We start from the raw sequence: 20,434 nt of genomic DNA on the forward strand, positions 1-20,434 counted from the left end.
TCCGTCTGGCAATCCGCGGTCAGGATGGTCGAAGGGAGGGCAGCGGTCAACCGCTTGCGGATGCGTCATTTTCCGCGGCCTCGTGGCGGATCTCGGACAGCGCCCGCACTGCCAGGGGCCGTGACAGGCTGCGTTTTTCCGCCAGCGACAGGTGGTCCAGCCGTCCGACAATCCGGGCGGCTGCGGCAAAGGAGCGGTCCATATGCGCCACCAGATAGGGAATCACATCCGCCTTCGGGGTGATTTGGCGGTCGTTGAACAGCTTGGCCAGCACCACCGCCAGCAGCTGGTCGTCCGGCGGCTGCAGTTCGGCATGGGTGGCGGCCTGCACCCGGCTTTGCAGATCGGGCAGGGTCAGCCCCCACAGATTCGGCGCGCCGCGGCCCGTCATCACCAGCGGATACCCGTTTGCCAGCACCATATTGTGCAAATGAAACAGAGCGTTCTGCTGTTCTGCGCTGCCGGCGGTCTGCGGCACGTCCTCAACCGCGACGGGGCCTTGCGCCAGCTCCGGCACGGCTCCGGCTGTCAGCTCTGCCGCCGGCAGGATCCGCGCGCCGGTCTGGCTGGCCCAGACATGCACCAGATGGGTTTTGCCCGCACCCGCAGGCCCGGTCAGCACCAGCTTGCCGCTGGGCCAGGCAAATTGCGGGTCCAGCAGCGCCACCGCCATTGCATTGGAGGGTGCCACAAAGAAATCATCCCGCCCCAGCGCAGGTTTCGCCGGGAGGTCAAAGCTCAGCTGTTGTGCCATCTGTGTTATTCCGCCCCTGCGTCCTGGTGGCTTTGCCCCTGATAGAGGCGGCTGTGCAGATATTGTTCAGTCAGGAAGCGGGCCACCACGCCCAGGGCTGCGGCCACAGGGACAGCAACCAGCATGCCGACAAAGCCAAACAGCGCACCAAAGACCGACAGCGCCAGCAAGAGCCACACCGGGTGCAAGCCGACCGAGCTGCCGACCAGTTTCGGGGTCAGGAAGTTGCCTTCGGCCACCTGGCCGATGGCAAAGATAATGCCCACCAGCCCGATCGACACCCAGTCGCCCCAGAACTGGAACAGCGCCAGGCCGATTGCCAGCGCGCCGCCGATCAGGGCGCCGAGGTAGGGGATAAAGGTAACCAGCCCGGCGATAAAGCCGACCGCCAGGCCGAAGTTCAGCCCCACCAGCATCAGCGCCACGGCGTAATAGGTGCCCAGGATCAGGCAGACCGTGCCCATGCCGCGGATGAACGACGCCAGCACCGCGTCGATCTCGCCGGCAATGCGGCGGATCGCCGGCTGATGATCGCGCGGCAGCAGTTCGTCGATGCGGGCGACCATACGATCCCAATCGAGCAGCAGATAGACCGCAACCACCGGCACGATGACCAGCAGAATCACCACGTTCAGCAGCGAAACCGCCGATCCCGCAACCGACTGCAGCACCTCAACCGCGCGCGATTGCAGCGTCTGCAAAAAGGCGGTGAGGGCCTGGTGGATGCGGCTGTCTTCCTCAAAGACTGAGGGGAAATGTTCAGAGGCGAAGCTGCGCAGATCGCGCAGCAGTTGCGGCAGCACCTGTGCCAGGTCGATCATCTGCGACACCAGCGTCGGCACAACCACCACCAGCAGCAGCAGGAACACCAGCAGCGCGCCGGCGGTGATGGTGGCGGTGGCAGCCGTGCGGCTCATCCCCCAGGCCTCCAGCCGGTCGGCAATCGGGTCGATCATATAGGCAATGGCCGCGCCCAGGATAAAGGGCATCAGCACGCCGCCCAGCGCCCACATCACCACGGCGAATACCACTGCGGCGATGCCCCAGTATTTGAATTGTTTCTGTGCTGGTAGCGCCATGGTCAGACAGCCCGCCCTTTATCCGTTTGGTTCAGGATCTTGGCGGCCAGTCTTCCCTGATGGGGCAGGGGCTTGCAAGGGCCGCGCGCAAATCCCCTGTGGGCAAGGCGGGGATAAGGCGGAAAAGACCGGGGGAAACCGGGGGAAACCGGGGGGCAACCGGGGGGGCAACTCGGGAAAGGCCTTCCGCCCGGCCGGCAGGCAGGGCAGCGCCCGCCCTCACAGTGTGGGCGGGCGCTCCGCCCCTTGCGGGGCGGGGCGTTCCCTTAGCTGTGAAGCGTGCCCAGTTCCGGCGTATCGGCGCCCGCGTCTTCATCCGGCCAGTTGGTGCGCCAGATCTCGGCCGACCAGTGGCCGCAATGCACGGACGGGCGGTCAAACCCCGCGACCGGCGGCAGCAGCGGCTGGACCACCACATCATGGCGCGGCACCGCGAAATAGGGGAAGGAGTAGCGCTCCTTGCCGGTCTTGTTCACCACCCGGTGCGGGGTGGAGATCAGCCGCCCGCCGGACCACAGCTCCAGCATGTCGCCAATATTGACGACAAAGCCGCCGGGCGGGCAGCCCGGGGTGATCCAGCCGTCAGTCCCGTCTTTGGTCCGGGTCTGCACCTCCAGCCCGCCCACCGGATCGGGCGCGATGATGGTCAGCGCATCGGTGTCCTTGTGGGGGTGGATGCCAAAGCCCGCGTCTTCCGGCGCCTGCGGCGGATAATGCAGCAGCGACATATTGGTGAGCGGCGTTTCAAACGGCTCCTGAAACTGCGCCGGGTTCAGCCCCAGACCCTCGGCCAAAGCGCCCAGCAGCAGGTGGAACACGCTGTCGAGTTCCGCCCAGTAGCCCAGGATCACCTCGCGGGCTTCCGGCACTTCAGCGGGCCAGCGGTTGGGACCGTAAAGAGGGCATTCGCTGCGGATGGGATCATCCGCCGCAACCTCGTAATGCAGCTTGTAGCCCTCGTATTTGTCCGCAGTACCTGAGCCGTCATTGGGCGTGAAAAAACCCATAGGGATGTAGCCGCGGTAATTCTCCCGTGTAATCGCCTGATCCCATTTCGATTTTTCCGGAACGCTGAAGATAGCCCGCACCGCTTCCCGCGCAGCCTCCACCGAACCCGTTGCAACACCTGTGCCGGTGATAGACAGAAACCCGATGTCCTGCGCCGCCGCCAGAATGGCGTTGACGGTCTCCTGCCGCTGCGGATGCCCGTCCTCCCGCAGCGGTGCGATGTCGATGGTCGGGATGGTCTGGGTCAATGGATCCGCACCCCCTGGCGTTTCAGCTCGGCCTGCACGGCGGTGATGTCCACCGCTTCGAACTCGCAGCCCGATTTGACTGACAGCGCCGCGGCAATGCCCGCGCCCTGACCGGCCACGGCGCAGCAGGCCATATTGCGGGTGGCGGCATGGGCGATTCTGTCGCCGCCGATGGCGCGGCCTGTCACCAGCAGGCCCTGAACGCCCTTGGGCAGCATCGAACGGTAGGGGATCTGCATGTAACGCCCGGTGGTGGGCAGGATCAGCACGCCGTAGCCGTCGATAAACTCGGGATAAATCCCGATGGTGTCGTCAAAGCGGCCCTGATTGCGGGTCTCGTCCTCGGTTATGTTGTGCACCGCATCAATCTTGCGGGTGTCGCGGATGCCGATGGTCATGCCGAAGTTCCGCAGACGCGCGCCCTCGCAGCCTGGCGTATAGGCGCGCAGCGCGTTGATGGCGTGCATCGCCTGCTGGCGGCCCTCGATCTCGCCTTTGGTCATGCTGTCGGGATCGGTTCCGTCGATGCCCGCCAGATGGACCAGGTTCATATAGGTCATCTCGCCGCTGTCATGCACCGCGCCCCAGGTGCCGCCGATGGTATTAAGATGCGCCGGGATCACCCCGTCGCGGATCGCCTGGCCGAATGGCTTGGCCAGGAAGGGCGAGAACATGCCGTCCTCCTTGCCCGAGGTCTCTACCTGCCATTCGCCGGTGGACCAGTTGGCATAGGTCTGCGGATCGGCCTTGACCCCTTCCATGAACTTCTGCTTGTCGACGCCGGCAATGTGGAACATCACGCTGGCCGCCTGCATTTCCTCGACCGGGGTTTTCACGCAGGGCGCGCCCATCATATGGGCAATGTCCGCGTCGCCGGTTGCGTCGATCACCCGTTTCGCCAGGATGGCCTCGCGGCCTGCCTTGCTTTCGACAATCACACCGGTGATCCGGCTGCCCTCGCGGATCGGCGCCACAAAAACCCGGTGCAGCATCGGGTGGATGCCGGCTTCCTCGACCAGCTTGTCCGCCACCAGCTTGAAGCCCTCGCTGTCCAGCTCATATGACAGTGACTGGCTTTCCGGTACTGCCGCGCCCATGGCCTTGGCGCGCTCCTCGAACTCCCAGCCGATGCCGTGGGCCTCCACCGTCTGTTCGTGACGGTACCAGGCGAACCCTTCGACCCCGACGGTGGTGATATTGCCTCCGAAACAGCCGAACCGGTCTAAAAGGGCCACCTTTACTCCCGTCCGCGCCGCCGCCAAGGCGGCCGCAAGCCCGCCGGGACCGGAGCCGACCACCAGCACTTCGGTTTCATGAATGACTGGTATTTCGCGCGCCGGCTCAAGGATTGTTTTGGCCACGTCTGTCTCTCCCTTGTCGCTGCTGAGAGCGGTGTTTCCGGTAACAGTTTCGAATCTTGTACAGTGGTTCAAGTTCTTTTGCGCCATGATGCCGCAAAAACGACACCGGCGCGGGCGGTGGAACCGGCCCCTTTGCGCGATCTAGTGTCTGCTGCAACGGCAGGCTTGGACGCGGGATTAGGTAATTCCGGCAATTAATGCGACACTTGCGGGATAGTTAACGAGTATAAGGGGAGGCGTCATGCCAGAGACAAAGAAAATGCTCGATCCCGATCCAAGGGTCTGGGACTTCGAGACGGACCATGAGCTGGGACAGGACAACATCCGGCCGTTCGGCCTGGATATCCATAATCCGGTCTTTCTGATCTCCAGCGTTCTGATTGCGGCTTTTGTGCTGATTGCGCTGGCCAATCAGGAGGCCGCGGCGGCGTTCTTCGGCTGGCTCCGGCCCTGGCTCACCAGCACCTTTGACTGGTTCCTGGTGCTGTCGGTGGATGCCATCACCCTGTTCTGCCTGGCGCTGATCGTGCTGCCGGTCGGCGCGGTCCGGATCGGCGGCCAGGACGCCACGCCTGACTATTCCTATGCCGGCTGGATCGCGATGATGTTCGCGGCCGGCATCGGCATCGGCCTGTTGTTCTTCGGCGTGCTTGAGCCGGTTTATTACAACTTCTCCGAAGGAGGGGCGGCGCGGCCGTTGAACATCGACATCACCCAGCCGGGCAATGAATACATCGGCATTGTCGGCACCATCCACCATTGGGGGCTGGAGGGCTGGGCGGTCTACGCCGCAGTCGGCCTGTCGCTGGCGATCTTCTGCTACAATCTTGGCCTGCCGCTGACCCTGCGCTCGGCGTTTTATCCGATCCTGGGCGAACGTGTCTGGGGCTGGTGGGGCCATGCGATCGACACGCTGGCGGTCTTTGCCACCCTGTTCGGGCTGACCACATCGCTGGGCCTTGGCGCGCAGCAGGTTGCGGCCGGCTTGTACGAGGTCTTTGGCATCGAGCCATCCCCGACGGTTGTTGTCCTGCTGATCATCGGCATCACCGCGATTGCGCTGGGCTCGGTGCTGATGGGCATGGATGCCGGCGTCAAACGCCTGTCGGAGATCAACATGGTGATGGCAGTGGGACTGTTCATCTTTGTGATCCTGGTCACCGGCATCGGCACCGCAATTTCACGTTATTTCAGCGTGATGGTGGACTATGTTCAGCTGCTTCCGGCGCTTTCAAACCCGTTCGGGCGTGAGGACACCAGTTACTTCCACGGCTGGACCACCTTCTATTGGGCCTGGTGGATTGCCTGGTCGCCTTTTGTCGGCATGTTCATCGCCCGCATCTCCAAGGGCCGTACGGTGCGCGAGTTCGTGCTGTGCGCGCTGATCGCCCCCACTGCGGTTTGCGCGCTGTGGATGTCGACCTTTGGCGGCGGCGCCATCGACATGCTGAACGCCGGCGGAGCCGAGGGCGTCAAGGCAACCGTGATCGACAGCTACAAGCCTGAGGGCGCGCTGTTCGGCTTCCTCAAGGAACTGCCGCTTTACTCGATCGTCGCACCCGTCTCGCTGGTGCTGATCGTGATCTTCTTTGTGACCTCATCAGACTCCGGTTCGCTGGTAATCGACACCATCACCGCAGGCGGCAAGATGGACGCGCCGGTGATCCAGCGGGTGTTCTGGTGCACGCTGGAGGGGCTGGTGGCCATCGCGCTGCTGCTCGGCGGCGGCTTGTCGGCGCTGCAAGGCGCGGCGGTCTCGACCGGCATCCCGTTCACGCTGGTGGTTCTGATCATGTGCTACTGCCTGTGGCTGGCGCTGCGGGCTGAACGGGCGAAGATGTAGGTCGTCTGACAAGTCTAGTGAAAACAGCTGCGGGCGTTCTGGTGCCCGCAGTGTGCAGGGTAAGGTAACATGCAACTGGGCTCTATTCTCGGAGACTTTTGGGAACGTCGTTGCTGGGGTTGTTTGAAGCCCACTCTAGGCAACCTAATAGACAAGCACGTGAAAGAAACTCCGCATGAGAACGTATGGAAGACCAGTCATGAACGAACTCCGCGTTCCAACTAGACGCTCCATTTTTCGCTGTCGGGCCGTGAAGTAACCTATTTCGTGCAGCCTCAAAGATACGTTTTACTAAATCTTCAACTGTTGTGCCGTCGTTCAGAAGCTCTAGGTCCCGGTGATAACCGGCACGCATTTCGATAAGTTGGTATCGTTCTGCGCGCGTGCCGCCGTCGCTTAATACCTCGATGCATGAAGCAAACCCCATGATGGCCTTCAGGTCGGACTCTTCCCTGCAAGCTTCATGGAACCAAAACAAAGCCTGAGACAAAACACTCAAAATTCTCGGGTTGGCGCAACCGTTATCAGGGGCAATCCACCACCTGATCGCATCCCCTGTAGCTAAGTGCTCTTGTTGAAAATCTTTGAATACAGATCGAAAATCAATGTCATTTATTCGCGTGGCATATGGCGTGCACGTTGATTCACGGCCGCCAAGGATTAAGCCGTTTGAGGCCACGCGAAGAGGTACTTTTGTTCGGTTTTCCCGATCATAAAGCAGATTAAGCCCCTCCAAGGCCTTTGACGGTTTCTGCCACATTAGTGATATGCTCGTCAGGGCAATCCGAGCAGCGAAGAGAGCCTTAGCCTGGCCAGAGTTACCCCCCACTCCCGGCAGCTTCACTGTACAGACGTACGGGCAGGCACCGATTGCTTTGATGATGTCTTCCTCATCAAAGCTGCACCGGGACCGTTTTCGCTTGCGGACAGCTTTGCCACTCCAAGTATTGAGTATGCGGCGTTTCGTTACCTGTGAAATTTGGCCGGGGAAGTTCCCTGAGTTTAGGTTTTCCACCCTTCCTCCGCAAACCCGAACACTACGCGCTTCTGATGCTTTTCGTTCCAGCCAAAGCGATCGAGGTTCAAAGGTGACCGGTCCTATTTCAAAAGGTGGCACGTCTTCTTCTCTGACTAAGGTACAACCGAAACAGTACTCCAAGCCATCACGTCCAGCGACAACTTCAAGTGCGTTTGCTATCCTGAGTTCGATGTCACCTAAAACTGTTCCAGCATTTTCCGGGCTACTGTCTGCAATGTTACTCGCTGTGATTGCATTGGCAAACGCGTGCTCTACGATTTCGTGAAAATCCTTGTCTGTAAACTGGCTCTTAAGAGCCGGGGTAGTGTTCAGCTTGCTGCGGCAGTAGGAGCGAATGTGATTAGAGACTTTTTTCGAACTATATATGCCATTGCCATCTCCAAGCCACAGAATAGTGGGGAACCCCTTGGATCGTTTTGAATTTGAAACTCGGTTAACTTCAGCCAAAACTTCGCTGACCAACTCTCTTTCTTTTGTATCCGGCACGAGGGTTCCTTGTGATTGAAGGACGCTTCAGTTCGTCGAGACTATGATTGTCCGCAACCCGGCAAATGTTTCAAGATTGCACTTTCCACCTCCGCCCTTGCCCGCACCCCTATCACCCACTAAACCGGGCGGGAACTCGAACCCACATCACCGATGGAGCCAAGATGCGCCTGTCCCGCTATTTTCTGCCGGTTCTGAAAGAGAACCCCTCGGAAGCCCAGATCGTCAGCCACCGGCTGATGCTGCGCGCCGGGATGATTAAGCAATCCGCCGCAGGGATCTATTCCTGGCTGCCGCTTGGCTTCAAGGTCTTGAAAAAGATCGAAAGTATCGTCCATGACGAGCAGATCCGCGCGGGCCACATCCCGATGCAGATGCCGACCATGCAGTCCGCCGACCTGTGGCGCGAGTCGGGCCGCTATGAGGCCTATGGCCAGGAAATGCTGCGCATGAAGGACCGGCATGACCGCGACATGCTGTTCACCCCGACGGCGGAAGAGCTGATCACCGACATTTTCCGCGCCCATGTCAGCAGCTACAAGGATCTGCCGCTGACCATGTACCAGATCCAGTGGAAGTTCCGCGACGAGATCCGCCCGCGTTTCGGCGTGATGCGGGGCCGCGAGTTTTACATGAAGGACGGCTACAACTTCGACCTGACCAAGGAAGACGCGCTGCACGCCTACAACCGCCACCTGGTCAGCTACCTGCGCACCTATGAGCGCATGGGCCTGCAGGCGATCCCGATGCGGGCCGACTCCGGCCCGATCGGCGGTGATGACACTCATGAATTTCTGGTGCTGGCCGAAACCGGCGAGTCGGAGGTGTTCTATGACAGCGCCGTCACCGATCTGACCTTCGGCGACCGTGAGATCGATTATGACAGTGTCGAACAGTGCAAGGGCGTGCTGGAGGAGTTCACCTCCAAATACGCCCGCACCGACGAGACCCACGACGAAGCCCTGTTCAACCAGATCCCCGAGGAGCGCCGCCGGGTGGCCCGCGGCATCGAAGTGGGGCAGATCTTCTATTTCGGCACCAAGTATTCCGATGCGATGGGCGCAACGGTGCAGGGCCCTGATGGGAAGAATGTCCCGGTCCACATGGGTTCGCACGGCATCGGCGTCTCGCGCCTGCTGGGTGCGATCATCGAGGCCAGCCACGACGACAAGGGCATCATCTGGCCCGAGGGCGTGACCCCGTTCCACTGCGGTATCGTCAACCTCAAGCAGGGCGATGACGAGGCGGATGCCGCCTGCAACCAGCTCTACGCCGCACTGACTGCTGCCGGTCTGGACCCGCTTTATGACGACCGCAAGGAGCGCGCGGGCGGCAAGTTTGCCACTATGGACCTGATCGGCCTGCCCTGGCGCATCACTGTCGGCCCGCGCGGGCTCAAGAACGGCGTGGTGGAATTGACTTCGCGCCGCACCGGCGAGAGCGAGGAGCTGTCGCCGGAAGAGGCGGTGAAAAAAGTGGCTGAGGTCTACAAGGCGCACCCGACCGGTCGCGGCTTCTGAGCCAGTCCGGCAATCAGATAAAAAGGCCCCGTCAGCGGAAGCTGGCGGGGTCTTTCGTTCAGCGGGACAGGCAGAGGGGATTGCGCAGGGCTTTGATGCGGCCACACATGAGGACTGACGCAAAGCGGCGTTTTCTGACGGTCAGGAGTTTTGCGGGGTTTTCAACTTTGTCAGCACCATCGCCAAGCCTGCCGGGCCTGCCGCGCCGGAACGGGCGCCGGTGCCGCTGCCAACGGCAGAGGGGCTGGAAAACACCTATGCTTAAGTGGCGGGCGCGGTACGCGGTAAGCCGGGCATTGCACGATTGAGAGCCGCAGCGCTCAGCTGTGTTTTATCGGATACTCGTGGCCGGCCAGCCGGTGGAACACTGCGGCAATCACCACCAGCGCCACAGCACCGGTCAGCACCGGGAACAGCAGGAAGGACAGGCCGGGATCGGTGGCAAAGACCACCAGCGGATTGGCGCCGGCAGGCGGATGGGTAAGGCGCAAAGCCGCCATCACAGCAATCGACAGACCCACCGCCAGCGCCAGTGCCCACCAGGCTTCCGGCAGCACGGCATTAAGGCCGAGGCTGATAGCAGTGGCCAGAAGGTGGCCGCCAATCACGTTGGCAGGCTGCGACAGCGGGCTTGCGGGAACTGAGAACAGCAGCACGCAGCTGGCGCCAAACGGCGCGATCAGCAGTAACAGATTGGCATGGGTGGTCAGCAGCGACAACGCAGCAATTGCCACAAAGGCACCCAGCCCGGCGGTGATCACAGCCCGCGGTGACGGATGCGGCAGCGCGCGCTTGAAGTATCTGTCCATCGTTCTCACCCGTAAAAAAAACGCAATCGGTGCGGTACACACTGTTTGCGGCACAGGTGCAAGGCAATAGGCATTTGCGGCAAGTCACGTTGCGGTGACGTCCGGCAGAGGAGCCTGTGACCGGTGTCCAAGAGTTTTGAGGGAAACTCTTGGCAAATCTTTTCTCAAAAGATTTGCGGCTTCGGCTGCGGCCGGGCCCCGCCGCGGCCGGCGGAAAAAGGGCCGGGCCGGCAACCACATCTTGACCCCAAGCTCGCGGCAGCACAGGTTGCAGCAAAATTTCCGGGCAGGACAGCACATGGCCACGACACCTCCGCCGTTTTCACGTTTTGAATGGATCATCGCCTGGCGGTACTTGCGCGCCCGCAAGGCCGAGGGCGGGGTCAGCGTGATGACCTGGATCAGCCTCATCGGCATCACTCTGGCGGTGTTTGCGCTGATTGCCACGCTGGCGGTGCGCTCGGGATTCCGCTCGGAATTTGTCGGCACCATCCTGGGCGCCAACGCGCATGTGACGCTTTATTCTTACGGCGAGGTGACGGAATCCGGGGTACTGGACCGCTCGCTGAAAGACTATCAGGCGCTTGCTGAAACAGTGGCCGCCGTTCCCGGCGTGACCCGCGCGGCCCCGCTGGTCAAAGGCCAGGTGATGGCGAACCGGCGCCAGCGTAATGCAGGGGTTGAGGTGTTCGGCATCTCAGCGGCTGATATTCAAGGCATCCCCGGTGTCGCCCAAAGCGCGGAGGCGCTGGGTGATCTGGCGCGCTTTGACGACGGCATTGCCATCGGGTCGGGTGTGGCGCGCGAACTGGGGGTCTCGGTCGGGGACAAGATCAAGCTGATCTCGCCCAACGGGGTCAAGACCGCGTTCGGCACCAGCCCGCGGGTGAACGCCTATGAGGTGGTTTATGTGTTCACTGCCGGGCGCTGGGACATTGACCGCACCCGTGTCTATCTGCCGTTTGCCGAAGCGCAGGGGTTTTTCAACCGCGAAGGCACGGCGGATGAGATCGAGGTCATGGTAGAGGACCCGGAAGACGTTGATGCCATGGCGGTTGCAATTCTGGGGGCAGCTGGCGGCACCGCAGGCGTGTGGACCTGGCGCGATGCCTCGGGCGGGTTCCTGCGGGCCTTGGAGGTCGAGGACAATGTGATGTTCATCATCCTGTCGATCCTGGTGCTGATTGCAGCGATGAACATCGTCTCGGGGCTGATCATGCTGGTCAAGAACAAGGGCCGCGATATCGGTATTCTGCGCACCATCGGGCTGAGCGAAGGGTCGGTGATGCGGGTGTTCTTCATCTGCGGCGCCTTTACCGGGGTGCTGGGCACGCTGTTCGGGGTGCTGCTGGGGTGCCTTTTTGCGCTGTATATCGATCCGATCTTCTCCTTCGTGAATTATCTGATGGGCGGCGGCGTCTGGGACCCGTCGATCCGTGGCATCTATGCGCTGCCGGCCGAGCTGCGGCTGCCGGATGTGCTGTCGGCGGTTGGCCTGTCGCTGGGGCTGTCGTTCTTTGTGACTATCTTTCCGGCCCGCCGCGCGGCGCGGCTGAACCCGGTGGAGGCGCTGCGCTATGAGTGAACTGACGCTGGAGCTGACAGGGATCAGCAAATCCTATCTGCAGGGCACGCCCGGCCAGGTGGATGTATTGCGCGGCGCTGATCTGACCTTGCAGGCGGGGGAGATTGTGGCGCTGGTGGCGCCCTCCGGTGCCGGTAAATCAACACTGCTGCATATCGCCGGCCTTTTGGATACGCCGGACGCGGGTGAGGTGCGGGTGGCGGGCGAGGACGTGAGCCGCAAGGGCGACCGCCGCCGCACCCGTGTGCGCCGTCAGGAGGTGGGGTTTGTCTATCAGTTCCACCACCTGCTGCCGGAGTTCACGGCGCTGGAGAACATCGTGCTGCCGCAGCTGGCCAACGGGGTCTCGCAAAAAGCCGCAGCCGCGCGGGCGGCGGATCTTTTGGCCACAGTCGGGTTGGCGGGCCGCGCCGGTCACCGCCCCGCGGCGCTGTCGGGCGGTGAGCAGCAGCGGGTGGCCTTTTGCCGCGCGCTGGCCAATGCGCCGCGGGTGCTGCTGGCGGATGAGCCGACCGGGAATCTGGATCCCGGCACTGCGGATCAGGTGTTTGCAGCGCTGATGGAACTGGTGCGCGGCACCGGCCTGTCGGCGCTGATTGCCACCCACAACCTGGAGCTGGCTGCGCGGATGGACCGGCAGGTGAAGCTGCAGGACGGGTTGCTGGTGGCCCTGTGAGTATATTGCGCCTATGCGGCGCAGTGCCTTCGGCGAGAGTATTTTCGAAAAGGTGAAAGCGGGGCAGGCAGCGGCAGGCGGAACCTTGCCGGCGGTGCCGGGAGCGGGCTATGGCCGGGTGCCGGGGTTTGCTATCAGGTGTTCAAACCGGAGCCGGCAGGTTAGGCTGGCCGGGAATGCGCAGAAAGGGCTGAGACGTGGTGAATTCCGTTATCGAAAAAGATGTGACTGTTGAGGGCAATATCACCTCCAGCAAAGGCAGCGTCGAGGTCCGCGGCCGGGTGGTTGGCGACCTTTCGGCGCAGGCGGTGACGGTGCATCAGGGCGGCACGGTTGACGGCGCGCTGAGCGCGCAATCGGTGACCGTTGAGGGCACCTACAGCGGCAGAATCCAATGCGAGGATTTGCGGCTTGCCTCCAGTTCGCAGGTGAAGGCGGATGTGTCTGCCCAAAGCATGGCCACCGAAAGCGGTGCGCAGGTGGAAGGCAACATCAAGATCACCGGCAAGGGTTAGAGGTGCGGGTGAAAAAATCCGCTAGCCTGCTGTCAGCCTGGGCTGATCTCACCTTGGCCAGTTAATCCGCGTATTTTGAAGGGCGGATCGGGTCAACTGAGCGCAGGTAAAAAACAGCCCCTCCAGCAAGGGTTCCCAAAAGGCCGATCGTGAATATGGTCTCCAATGGGACCCCTTTGCTGACCAGCACGGCCATCGCAAGGGACCAAACCAGAAAAGCAGCATACAAGGTGAGCGCGCCTAGGAATCTTGCTCGCTTCCGCGTCAATACTTTGGCGGCGAGAAACGCAGTCAAGAAGGGAAACCAGGTTTCTGCCACATGGTTCAGGAATTGCAGGCCTGGTGTGGCTCCGCCAGGGAAGGACATTCCGGTGAACAAAGCGAGAGCCGGATACTGCCAAGGAAGAAACGGGTTCATCGCTTCCATTACTGTGAGGAAAACCCAAACTAGAAATCCTGCCATGAATGCAGCGGCATAAGTGAGAAGGCGCTTTGTCATGTCTCGTTGCTCTTGCTGGAAGCGTTGATCTGCCGCAAGGGCAACGGCAGTCTTGTTCTTTTCCCGGTTTTTGCGTTTCACGCCATCTGGGTGATCCAGACCCCCAGCGCCATTACCGAAATTCCAGCTGTGCGGGTCAGGGTCAGGGGGCTGATCTGGGCGCCGAACAGCCCGTAGTGATCGATGGCTGCAGCTGAAATCAACTGGCCGATCAGCACGAAGAACACCGCATTGCCAACCCCGAAATGCGGCGCGACATGGGTGATGGACAGTACGTAGAAGGCCACCAGAACGCCTGCCAGCAGCAGGTGTTTGGGCGCGGCTGGGATTTTTGCCAGGGCTTGCGGGCCAACAATCAGGCAATAGAGGATCGTGGCAATCAGCGCGATCAGGAACAGCACCACAGCGGCTGAGGCGGGGGAGCCGATCAGCTTGCCCAGGGCTGCATTCAGGGCGGCCAGCACCGGGATGCCAAGGCCCGCGGCCAGCATGATGAGGGCGTATTGTGTCATCGGGCGGCTCCTGAAGATTGCTTGCGAGAGTTGTGACCGGAAATCTCTTGGCAAAACAAGTGCTACGTTGCGGCGCAGATTCCGGCCCAGGCAAATTTGAGGCAAATTTGATTTTCCGGGGCCGTCAAAAGTGCAAGAAAACGACGGGGTCAGTCGCAGATGCCGCGCAGTTCGGCGTCCTTCCAGGGCAGGTAGACATCGCTTTCGCGGTTTTGCGGCAGGGCGCTGACGGGCATCGCTGCTTTCAGCATCCCGTGCAGCCGGCGGGTGCGTGCCGCCTGCGGGGCCAGGGCGCGGCAGCAGACGTATTCCTCAATGATGGCGCCCTGCTGCTCAAAGCCATAGGTGAGGAAATCCGGTTCGCCCTCGAGATCGAACAGATAGGGGTCGCGGTTCTGGCCGTGTTCTGCCGCAGCCCGCAGCGGCGAATAGCCGGTTTGCTTGCGGTTCTGCCACTGCCAGACGTGGGTGACTTCATGTGCGAGCAGCATCGCCTCGACAAGGTGCAGCTTGTCCGGATAGTCGGGAAGGTAGTTTTCCGTGTACCAGACTTTGGCAAAGAAGATCCGGTTGAACAGGGCCACCGCAGCGGGGGAAGAGGTGACGACCTCGTCCGTGACCGGCGGCAGGATACGTTCGCGGCAGGTGACACGCGGGCGCGGCATCCGGCGGAAGGTGACCGCCCCCACAGGGGCGCCGCGCACGATCCGCACCTTGCCGGCGTTCAGGCTGGACCCGTGCAGCCCGTCCAGATAAGCGCGCTCGGTCTCTGTCAGCGGGCGGCCGCAGGCGGAGAGAGCGAGCAGGGCAAGAAGCAGGGCGCGGATCATGTTTGCATTGCCATCCGGTCAGCAGCTCATCGCCAGAACGCGGCTGATTTCGGTGAGCGAGCGGCCCGATTGCTCCATCCAGGTGTTGAAGGCAGCCTGCACGGATTTCAGCGCGGTTTTGGAGGTTGCGGGCTTGTCGATCACGCCTTCAGCGATCAGCCGGGCGGTGACGTCCCGGGACAGGATGAAGCTGTCGCGCCCGGCAAAGCGCATGGCGTATTGGCCGGTGTTGCCGCCCAGCCGGCTGCCGCGCTTTTTGAGCATGTCCAATAGCCCGATGTAGTCGGTGGAGGGCCAGCCGCCCAGCACCTGGCCCGCGCCGCCCTCCGCGCGCAGCTCCATCAGCAGGGCGGCGTTTTCGCGCACGGTGGCCAGTTTGGCGCCGTTTCTGACAATCCGTGTGTCTTGCAGGATCCGGTCGAATTCCTCTTCAGCCATAAAGGCGCAAGGGCCGGGCTCAAACCCGTGAAAGACCTCCTCAAAGCCGTCCCATTTGGCCTCAATCACTTTCCAGTTGAAGCCCGCCTGGAAGATGCATTTGGTAATGGTGGCAAGCCAGCGGTCCTCGGGCAGATCCGCGACCTTGGGGTCGGGTTTGGCGAGTTTTTCCTCCAGCGCCTCCGGCCCGCCGTGGCGGTCTGCGGAGATGGCGCGGATGTCGTCAAAGGATCGCATGGCGGCTCCGGTGTGGCGTTCCGGTGAGGTTAGCGGCGGCGGCGCAGCTCGACAATGGACTTGCCGAGGCGGAAGGGGGCGGCAAAGCTGACGAGGCACAGCGCGATGATCTGCAGCACCAGGATATGGGCATTGGCCTGCAGGTATTCCCATTCGTCCTTCAGCTTGGACACATGGGTGATCAGGTCGTCATAGGCCCGCGCGATGATCAGGTAGTCGCCGGCGATGGCGGGGACCTTGCGGCGCATGTTGTCGACGGCGGCCTGGGCAGGGGCGTCGAGCGAGGTGAAGACCAGAAACGCTTCCGGGTTGAATGCGCTGGCCTTGGCTTCCATGTGTTTCATCTCTTCCATGTCGTCCCCGCCGGTGCCGAACAGGAAGTTGAGGCCCTGCAGCGGCGCCACCTCATTTGTTACCGCGATAAACAGGGGCAGTTCGGCGTTGCCGGCGGTGGAAGCGGAGAGGAATTCGACCTTTTCGCACAAGACCGCGATGTCGGCGTCATAGGCGGGGTCGCAGAACCGAAGGCGGAAGCGGGCGGCGTCGCGGTCAAAGGCCGCCGTGGCGGCATAGGCGATGTCGATCTGGCGTTCGAGTTTGGAGCTGTCGGCGGCGTAGATACCGGAGATCACCGCCACCAGCGCGCCGAAGCCGCCCAGCACCACCCACACGAGATCGGCCAGTTTCCAGGCGCGGTGGCCGGCCGGTTTGCGGAACAGGAAGATGGTGCCGATGAGGCCCGCAAGGAAGAACAGCAAAAGCAGGGGCAGCTGGTTGTTTGCGATGAAATTCATGCCCGGTCTCTTTGCTGTGATTGGCTTGCCTGACCATAGGAAGGGAAGGGGGTTTCAGGCAACAGGCATCACGGATGTGTCATGCGGCGGGCGGCGCGCATGGGTTTGGCCGGACGCGAGGGGTGCCTCTGTCCGGGTGGTTTGCTGTTCCGGGGGCCGGTTGGGCCGTTATGTGCTTAAGGCCAGGATGGTCCGGCCGGGTAGGAGGTGGCGGCGCCGCCAGGATGGCGGAGGGCCGGCAAGGGATCGCAAATCCCCATGTCCGCTCGAAAGCTCTCGGTCTGCGGAGAACCCCTGCACCCGATGAAGAGGAGGGTCTTGGGGGTTCCCGTATCTCCTGCTGGTGCGGGGTGTCAGCCCGCACCGTGTGTCGCGACGGTTGGGAGTATGGCAGAGCGGAGTTAAGGGCGCGCAAGCGGGGCGTGCGGTGGGTTGGGGCTTGGCGCAACGCCTTGACCGGAGCGCTTTCCGTTGATGTTGGGTGCCTCCCCTCTCGGCGGCAAAGCCGCCTGCCGGGCAGGGGGCGGGAGTATTTGGGGAAGGTGAAGGGGGCGGCGGTGCGCCCTTGTTGGGAAGTGAGATGTCGGCTGCACGGCCCGCGCCTGACCTTGCATCCGGGAGTTCGAACCGGACCGCGCAGCGGCAAACGCTCCGGGGGAGCGTTTGAGGTTCGGACGGGCGGAGCCCTTCGCTGATACCGGTGCTTTGGAAAGTGACGGTTGTGGTGTGCCCCTTGGGACGTGAGGCGTCAGCCGCACGGCCCGCGCCTGACCTTCCCCCCGGGAAGGCGCTTCACGCCTCCCCAAGGTCAGGCGCGGGCTTTGACGGGTGAATGAATGCAGGAGTAATCAGTTAATGATTGTATTTACACTCAAATTTCTGACGGGAAAGGACTAGAATTGAGGAAGTTATACGTTTTTGGGAACGGGCTCGGGCGGGCGTTGTCCAACGAAGACTACAGTTTGTCTAGGGCCCTGCAATCAGCATGGGAAGACAATGCGGTTTTTTCAGTCGAGCAAAAGCAGTTGATCCATCAGTGCCTACCAGAAGATGTAATTGAAAATGATATTTTAGTTGCTCCCCAAGGTGAGGACCAATTGGACAAGTTGCAGCGTGTTCTTGCGGCGTGTGATGAAATTTCAAAAGTAGAAGTCGCCGGAGGCGTAGGTTGGTTAAACAATACTGGAAGAATTTTTCCTAATGCGATTAGGAGTTATATTCACCGTGCAGCGACCTATTTTCATCAACTTGAGTACGCTCTCCCTGACGAGTTTGTAACGTCGTTGATCGAAGGGGTAAGAGGTACTGGAAGCCACATCGCAACGCTAAATTATGATGAACTTCTGTACCGTTCTTTTATTGGGACTGATCTTTTTGCACCTAGGCATCATCTTCTCGATGGGTTTCAGCACCAGTTTGCCGAAGAAAACCTGGTGCGCTTTCGCCCGGCGAGCCAGGGGTACTACTTACACCTTCACGGTAGCCCTTTGTACTATACCGACAACCAAGGCGCCATTAAGAAGACAAACCTTGCTGGTGTGAATAACTTAATCGGTCATTCGTCTACCCACCTAGTTTTAACGCACGTTGCTCATAAGGCAGCTGTCATCGCTTCAAGTCCATTGCTGCGTGCTTATTGGCGTGCACTTGAAGAGGCAATGGCAGAAGCAGATGGCGTTGTTTTGCTTGGCTACGGCGGGGAAGACCTCCATCTGAATAATTTGGTCAGCCGGTATTTTCGAGAAAAGCAGGTTGAAATTGTTGTGCGGGATAAACCTGAGTATCAAGCTGACAAAGGCGGTGGAGCTGCTGCTTTGTGGAGAGCGAAACTGGGCGTGAACAATACGTATCTGTGGAGGCCACAGGGCATTCTGGAACACAGAGAGTGGCAGTGGTCAGAGTAATTGAGGGGGGAGCCCCCTCAAACATCCAGCTCCTCCACGAACTTCGCGTTCTCCTGGATATACTGGTAGCGCAGCTCGGGTTTCTTGCCCATCAGCTGTTCGACCAGCTCGCCGGTCTCGCCGGGTTCGTCCTCGTCGATGGTGACGCGGATCAGCTTGCGGGTCGTGGGGTCCATGGTGGTTTCTTTCAGATCTTTGGCGTCCATTTCGCCAAGACCCTTGAAGCGGCTCACGTCAATCTTGCCCTTGCCGCCCAGACCCTTTTCCAGCCATTTGTCGCGCTCGGCCTCGTCGAGGCAGTAGACGCGGCGCGCACCTTGGGTGAGGCGGAACAGCGGCGGACAGGCGAGGTAGAGGTGGCCGCCGTCAATGAGCGGACGCATCTGGGTGAAGAAGAAGGTCATCAGCAATGATGCGATATGGGCGCCGTCGACGTCCGCATCGGTCATGATGATGATCTTGTCATAGCGCAGATCGTCGAGGTTGAACTTGGTGCCGGTGCCGACGCCAAGCGCCTCGCACAAGTCGCGGATTTCGGCGTTGGTGCCGATCTTGTTGGAGGCAGCCCCCAGCACGTTCAGGATTTTGCCCTTGAGCGGCAAGAGCGCCTGATTGACCCGGTTGCGCGCGCCCTTGCCTGAGCCGCCGGCCGAGTCGCCCTCGACAATGAACAATTCGGTGCCGGAGCGGTCTTTGGAGGTGCAATCGGTCAGCTTACCCGGCAGGCGCAGTTTCTTGGTGGCCGATTTGCGCTGGGTCTCTTTCTCCTGCTTGCGGCGCAGGCGTTCCTCGGCCCGCAGGACAAGGAAATCGAGAATGGCGCCGGCCGATTTGGTGTCGGCGGCCAGCCAGTTGTCGAAATGGTCGCGGACCGAGTTTTCGACCATTTTCGAGGCCGCCTCGGTCGACAGGCGGTCCTTGGTCTGGCCCACGAAAGCCGGGTCGGCGATGAAGCAGGAAATCAGCGCGCAGCCGCCTGCCATCAGGTCGTCGCGGGTGATCTGCGCGGCCTTTTTGTTGCCGACCAGCTCGCCGTAGGCCTTGATGCCCTTGAGGATCGCGGCCCAGAAACCGGCGACATGGGTGCCGCCTTCGGGGGTGGGGACGGTGTTACAGTAGGACTGCGTGAAGCCGTCGCGCGAAGGCGTCCAGTTGATCGCCCATTCGACGTAACCCGGCGCGTTGAACTTCTCGCGGAACTCGACCTTGCCGGCAAAGGGCGCGTCAGCATAGACGGAGGATTTGCCCAGGACTTCGCTCAGGTAGTCGCGCAATCCTCCGGGGAAGTGGAAGGTGGCCTCGGCCGGGGTTTCGCCGTCGTCAATGTGGGTTTTCCAGCGGATTTCGACGCCGGAGAACAGATAGGCTTTGGAACGCACCAGGGTCATCAGGCGCTTGGGCTTGAACCGGTGGGAGCCGAAGATCTGCTCATCCGCGTGGAAGGTCACGAAGGTGCCGCGCTTGTTGGGGGCGGCGCCGATTTTTTCCACCGGTCCCAGCGGCAGGCCGCGGGAGAAGCGCTGCTCGAACAACTCCTTGTTCTTGGCCACCTGCACCACCAGCGAATCCGACAGCGCGTTCACCACCGAGGAGCCGACGCCATGCAGACCGCCGGAGGTCTGGTAGGCCTTGCCGGAAAACTTGCCGCCTGCGTGCAGGGTGCAGAGGATCACCTCAAGCGCGGATTTGTCCGGGAACTTGGGGTGCGGGTCGATCGGGATGCCGCGGCCGTTGTCGGTGATGGTGACGGAATAATCCGCATTCAGGGTGACTTCGATACGGTTGGCATGGCCCGCGACGGCCTCGTCCATCGAGTTGTCGAGGATCTCGGCGACCATATGGTGCAGCGCGCGCTCATCGGTGCCGCCGATATACATGCCGGGGCGCTGGCGGACCGGCTCAAGCCCTTCCAGAACTTCAATCGAGGAGGCGTCATAGGTGTCGGCTGCAGGCGTGCTGAGGAGGTCGTCGGCCATGTGCGGGAACTGCTCTTCCTTGGTGTTGATTGGCAGCCATTATGGCAGGTGTCGGGGCCGGGTGGAAGAGGGACGCAAGGGGCTGTGGATAAGGCGGCTTGGGGGTCTGCTAAGGTCAGGGAGTAGAGCGGTCAGGGCATCTGTTGGCCGCAGGCGGGGGTAAGCCCCCGCCGTCATGTTGAAAGCGTGCCTCGGGCGGGACGGGGCGGTCGAGGGCTGAGGGGCGTGCCGCCGGGCGGAATGGTTTGCGGGGTAGTGGAACTTTTCAGACGGCGGGCTGAAGGGCAGATAGTTTTCAAACCATCGAAAGTAGGTTCCGGT

General features: G+C 61.5%; 18 protein-coding genes. 6 read left to right on the plus strand and 12 right to left on the minus strand.

The features are described from left to right. Positions 1 to 46: 46 nt before the first annotated feature. From ETW24_RS07405 to ETW24_RS07420, 4 genes are all read right to left on the minus strand, one after another. Positions 47 to 754, minus strand: a complete 708-nt coding sequence (locus ETW24_RS07405; protein WP_129370432.1) for an HdaA/DnaA family protein — start codon at positions 752 to 754, stop codon at positions 47 to 49. Positions 755 to 759: 5 nt separating this feature from the next. After that, entirely contained in the window at positions 760 to 1,833 is a 1,074-nt protein-coding gene (locus tag ETW24_RS07410; RefSeq protein ID WP_129370433.1) for an AI-2E family transporter, read from the minus strand. A gap of 266 nt (positions 1,834 to 2,099) precedes the next feature. Next, a complete protein-coding gene (locus tag ETW24_RS07415; RefSeq protein WP_129370434.1) occupies positions 2,100 to 3,089 on the minus strand; it encodes an isopenicillin N synthase family dioxygenase in 990 nt (329 codons plus the stop codon). After that, a complete protein-coding gene (locus tag ETW24_RS07420) occupies positions 3,086 to 4,450 on the minus strand; it encodes an FAD-dependent oxidoreductase (protein ID WP_129370435.1) in 1,365 nt (454 codons plus the stop codon). Before ETW24_RS07420 ends, ETW24_RS07415 begins: the two co-directional genes overlap by 4 nt. Positions 4,451 to 4,691: 241 nt before the next feature. Between ETW24_RS07420 and ETW24_RS07425 the strand changes: the two genes are divergently transcribed. Then, positions 4,692 to 6,293, plus strand: a complete 1,602-nt coding sequence (locus tag ETW24_RS07425; protein ID WP_129370436.1) for a BCCT family transporter — start codon at positions 4,692 to 4,694, stop codon at positions 6,291 to 6,293. 82 nt (positions 6,294 to 6,375) lie between these two features. Here ETW24_RS07425 and ETW24_RS07430 read toward each other — a convergent pair whose 3' ends face one another. Continuing rightward, positions 6,376 to 7,818 carry a hypothetical protein gene (locus tag ETW24_RS07430; RefSeq protein ID WP_129370437.1) on the minus strand — a complete coding sequence of 481 codons (1,443 nt, stop codon included), beginning with the start codon at positions 7,816 to 7,818 and terminating at the stop codon, positions 6,376 to 6,378. A gap of 164 nt (positions 7,819 to 7,982) precedes the next feature. Between ETW24_RS07430 and proS the strand changes: the two genes are divergently transcribed. Next, positions 7,983 to 9,338, plus strand: a complete 1,356-nt coding sequence (proS, locus tag ETW24_RS07435) for a proline--tRNA ligase (RefSeq protein ID WP_129370438.1) — start codon at positions 7,983 to 7,985, stop codon at positions 9,336 to 9,338. 320 nt (positions 9,339 to 9,658) lie between these two features. Here the strand turns inward: proS and ETW24_RS07440 are convergent, their stop codons facing one another. Beyond that, complete coding sequence (locus ETW24_RS07440) at positions 9,659 to 10,147, minus strand: HPP family protein (RefSeq protein ID WP_129370439.1); 489 nt, start codon at positions 10,145 to 10,147, stop codon at positions 9,659 to 9,661. Between the two features lie 298 nt (positions 10,148 to 10,445). Here ETW24_RS07440 and ETW24_RS07445 point away from each other — a divergent pair, with 298 nt between their 5' ends. The 3 genes from ETW24_RS07445 (at position 10,446) to ETW24_RS07455 (ending at position 12,923) form a co-directional block, all read left to right on the plus strand. Continuing rightward, on the plus strand, positions 10,446 to 11,732 hold the full coding sequence (locus ETW24_RS07445; RefSeq protein ID WP_129370440.1) for a lipoprotein-releasing ABC transporter permease subunit: 1,287 nt from the start codon (positions 10,446 to 10,448) through the stop codon (positions 11,730 to 11,732). Beyond that, positions 11,725 to 12,408, plus strand: a complete 684-nt coding sequence (locus ETW24_RS07450; RefSeq protein ID WP_129370441.1) for an ABC transporter ATP-binding protein — start codon at positions 11,725 to 11,727, stop codon at positions 12,406 to 12,408. The genes ETW24_RS07445 and ETW24_RS07450 overlap by 8 nt, the downstream gene beginning before the upstream one ends. 197 nt (positions 12,409 to 12,605) lie before the next feature. Then, positions 12,606 to 12,923, plus strand: a complete 318-nt coding sequence (locus ETW24_RS07455) for a bactofilin family protein (protein ID WP_129370442.1) — start codon at positions 12,606 to 12,608, stop codon at positions 12,921 to 12,923. A 61-nt stretch (positions 12,924 to 12,984) separates the two neighbouring features. Here the strand turns inward: ETW24_RS07455 and ETW24_RS07460 are convergent, their stop codons facing one another. The 5 genes from ETW24_RS07460 to ETW24_RS07480 form a co-directional block, all read right to left on the minus strand. After that, positions 12,985 to 13,503: a hypothetical protein gene (locus ETW24_RS07460; RefSeq protein ID WP_129370443.1), complete on the minus strand. Its 519-nt coding sequence runs from the start codon at positions 13,501 to 13,503 to the stop codon at positions 12,985 to 12,987. Further along, complete coding sequence (locus ETW24_RS07465) at positions 13,500 to 13,934, minus strand: DMT family transporter (protein WP_129370444.1); 435 nt, start codon at positions 13,932 to 13,934, stop codon at positions 13,500 to 13,502. Before ETW24_RS07465 ends, ETW24_RS07460 begins: the two co-directional genes overlap by 4 nt. 149 nt (positions 13,935 to 14,083) lie before the next feature. Continuing rightward, complete coding sequence (locus tag ETW24_RS07470; protein WP_129370445.1) at positions 14,084 to 14,764, minus strand: hypothetical protein; 681 nt, start codon at positions 14,762 to 14,764, stop codon at positions 14,084 to 14,086. Between the two features lie 18 nt (positions 14,765 to 14,782). Beyond that, entirely contained in the window at positions 14,783 to 15,439 is a 657-nt protein-coding gene (locus ETW24_RS07475) for a DNA-3-methyladenine glycosylase I (RefSeq protein WP_129370446.1), read from the minus strand. Positions 15,440 to 15,468: 29 nt separating this feature from the next. Beyond that, complete coding sequence (locus ETW24_RS07480) at positions 15,469 to 16,233, minus strand: hypothetical protein (protein WP_129370447.1); 765 nt, start codon at positions 16,231 to 16,233, stop codon at positions 15,469 to 15,471. A gap of 941 nt (positions 16,234 to 17,174) precedes the next feature. On the opposite strand from ETW24_RS07480, the gene ETW24_RS07485 reads away from it, so the two are divergent. Continuing rightward, entirely contained in the window at positions 17,175 to 18,137 is a 963-nt protein-coding gene (locus ETW24_RS07485) for a hypothetical protein (protein WP_129370448.1), read from the plus strand. Positions 18,138 to 18,154: 17 nt separating this feature from the next. Here the strand turns inward: ETW24_RS07485 and parE are convergent, their stop codons facing one another. Next, complete coding sequence (gene parE, locus ETW24_RS07490; protein ID WP_129370449.1) at positions 18,155 to 20,113, minus strand: DNA topoisomerase IV subunit B; 1,959 nt, start codon at positions 20,111 to 20,113, stop codon at positions 18,155 to 18,157. Positions 20,114 to 20,434 lie beyond the last annotated feature (321 nt).

The sequence above is a fragment of the Leisingera sp. NJS204 genome, assembly GCF_004123675.1.
In the GTDB taxonomy this organism is placed as follows: Bacteria; Pseudomonadota; Alphaproteobacteria; order Rhodobacterales; family Rhodobacteraceae; genus Leisingera.

Coding starts and splice junctions, on each gene's coding strand:
- ETW24_RS07405 (WP_129370432.1), bottom strand. CDS start 754: ATGGCACAACAGCTGAGCTTTGACCTCCCGGCGAAACCTGCGCTGGGG.
- ETW24_RS07410 (WP_129370433.1), bottom strand. CDS start 1,833: ATGGCGCTACCAGCACAGAAACAATTCAAATACTGGGGCATCGCCGCA.
- ETW24_RS07425 (WP_129370436.1), top strand. CDS start 4,692: ATGCCAGAGACAAAGAAAATGCTCGATCCCGATCCAAGGGTCTGGGAC.
- proS (WP_129370438.1), top strand. CDS start 7,983: ATGCGCCTGTCCCGCTATTTTCTGCCGGTTCTGAAAGAGAACCCCTCG.
- ETW24_RS07440 (WP_129370439.1), bottom strand. CDS start 10,147: ATGGACAGATACTTCAAGCGCGCGCTGCCGCATCCGTCACCGCGGGCT.
- ETW24_RS07445 (WP_129370440.1), top strand. CDS start 10,446: ATGGCCACGACACCTCCGCCGTTTTCACGTTTTGAATGGATCATCGCC.
- ETW24_RS07450 (WP_129370441.1), top strand. CDS start 11,725: ATGAGTGAACTGACGCTGGAGCTGACAGGGATCAGCAAATCCTATCTG.
- ETW24_RS07465 (WP_129370444.1), bottom strand. CDS start 13,934: ATGACACAATACGCCCTCATCATGCTGGCCGCGGGCCTTGGCATCCCG.
- ETW24_RS07470 (WP_129370445.1), bottom strand. CDS start 14,764: ATGATCCGCGCCCTGCTTCTTGCCCTGCTCGCTCTCTCCGCCTGCGGC.
- ETW24_RS07475 (WP_129370446.1), bottom strand. CDS start 15,439: ATGCGATCCTTTGACGACATCCGCGCCATCTCCGCAGACCGCCACGGC.
- ETW24_RS07480 (WP_129370447.1), bottom strand. CDS start 16,233: ATGAATTTCATCGCAAACAACCAGCTGCCCCTGCTTTTGCTGTTCTTC.
- parE (WP_129370449.1), bottom strand. CDS start 20,113: ATGGCCGACGACCTCCTCAGCACGCCTGCAGCCGACACCTATGACGCC.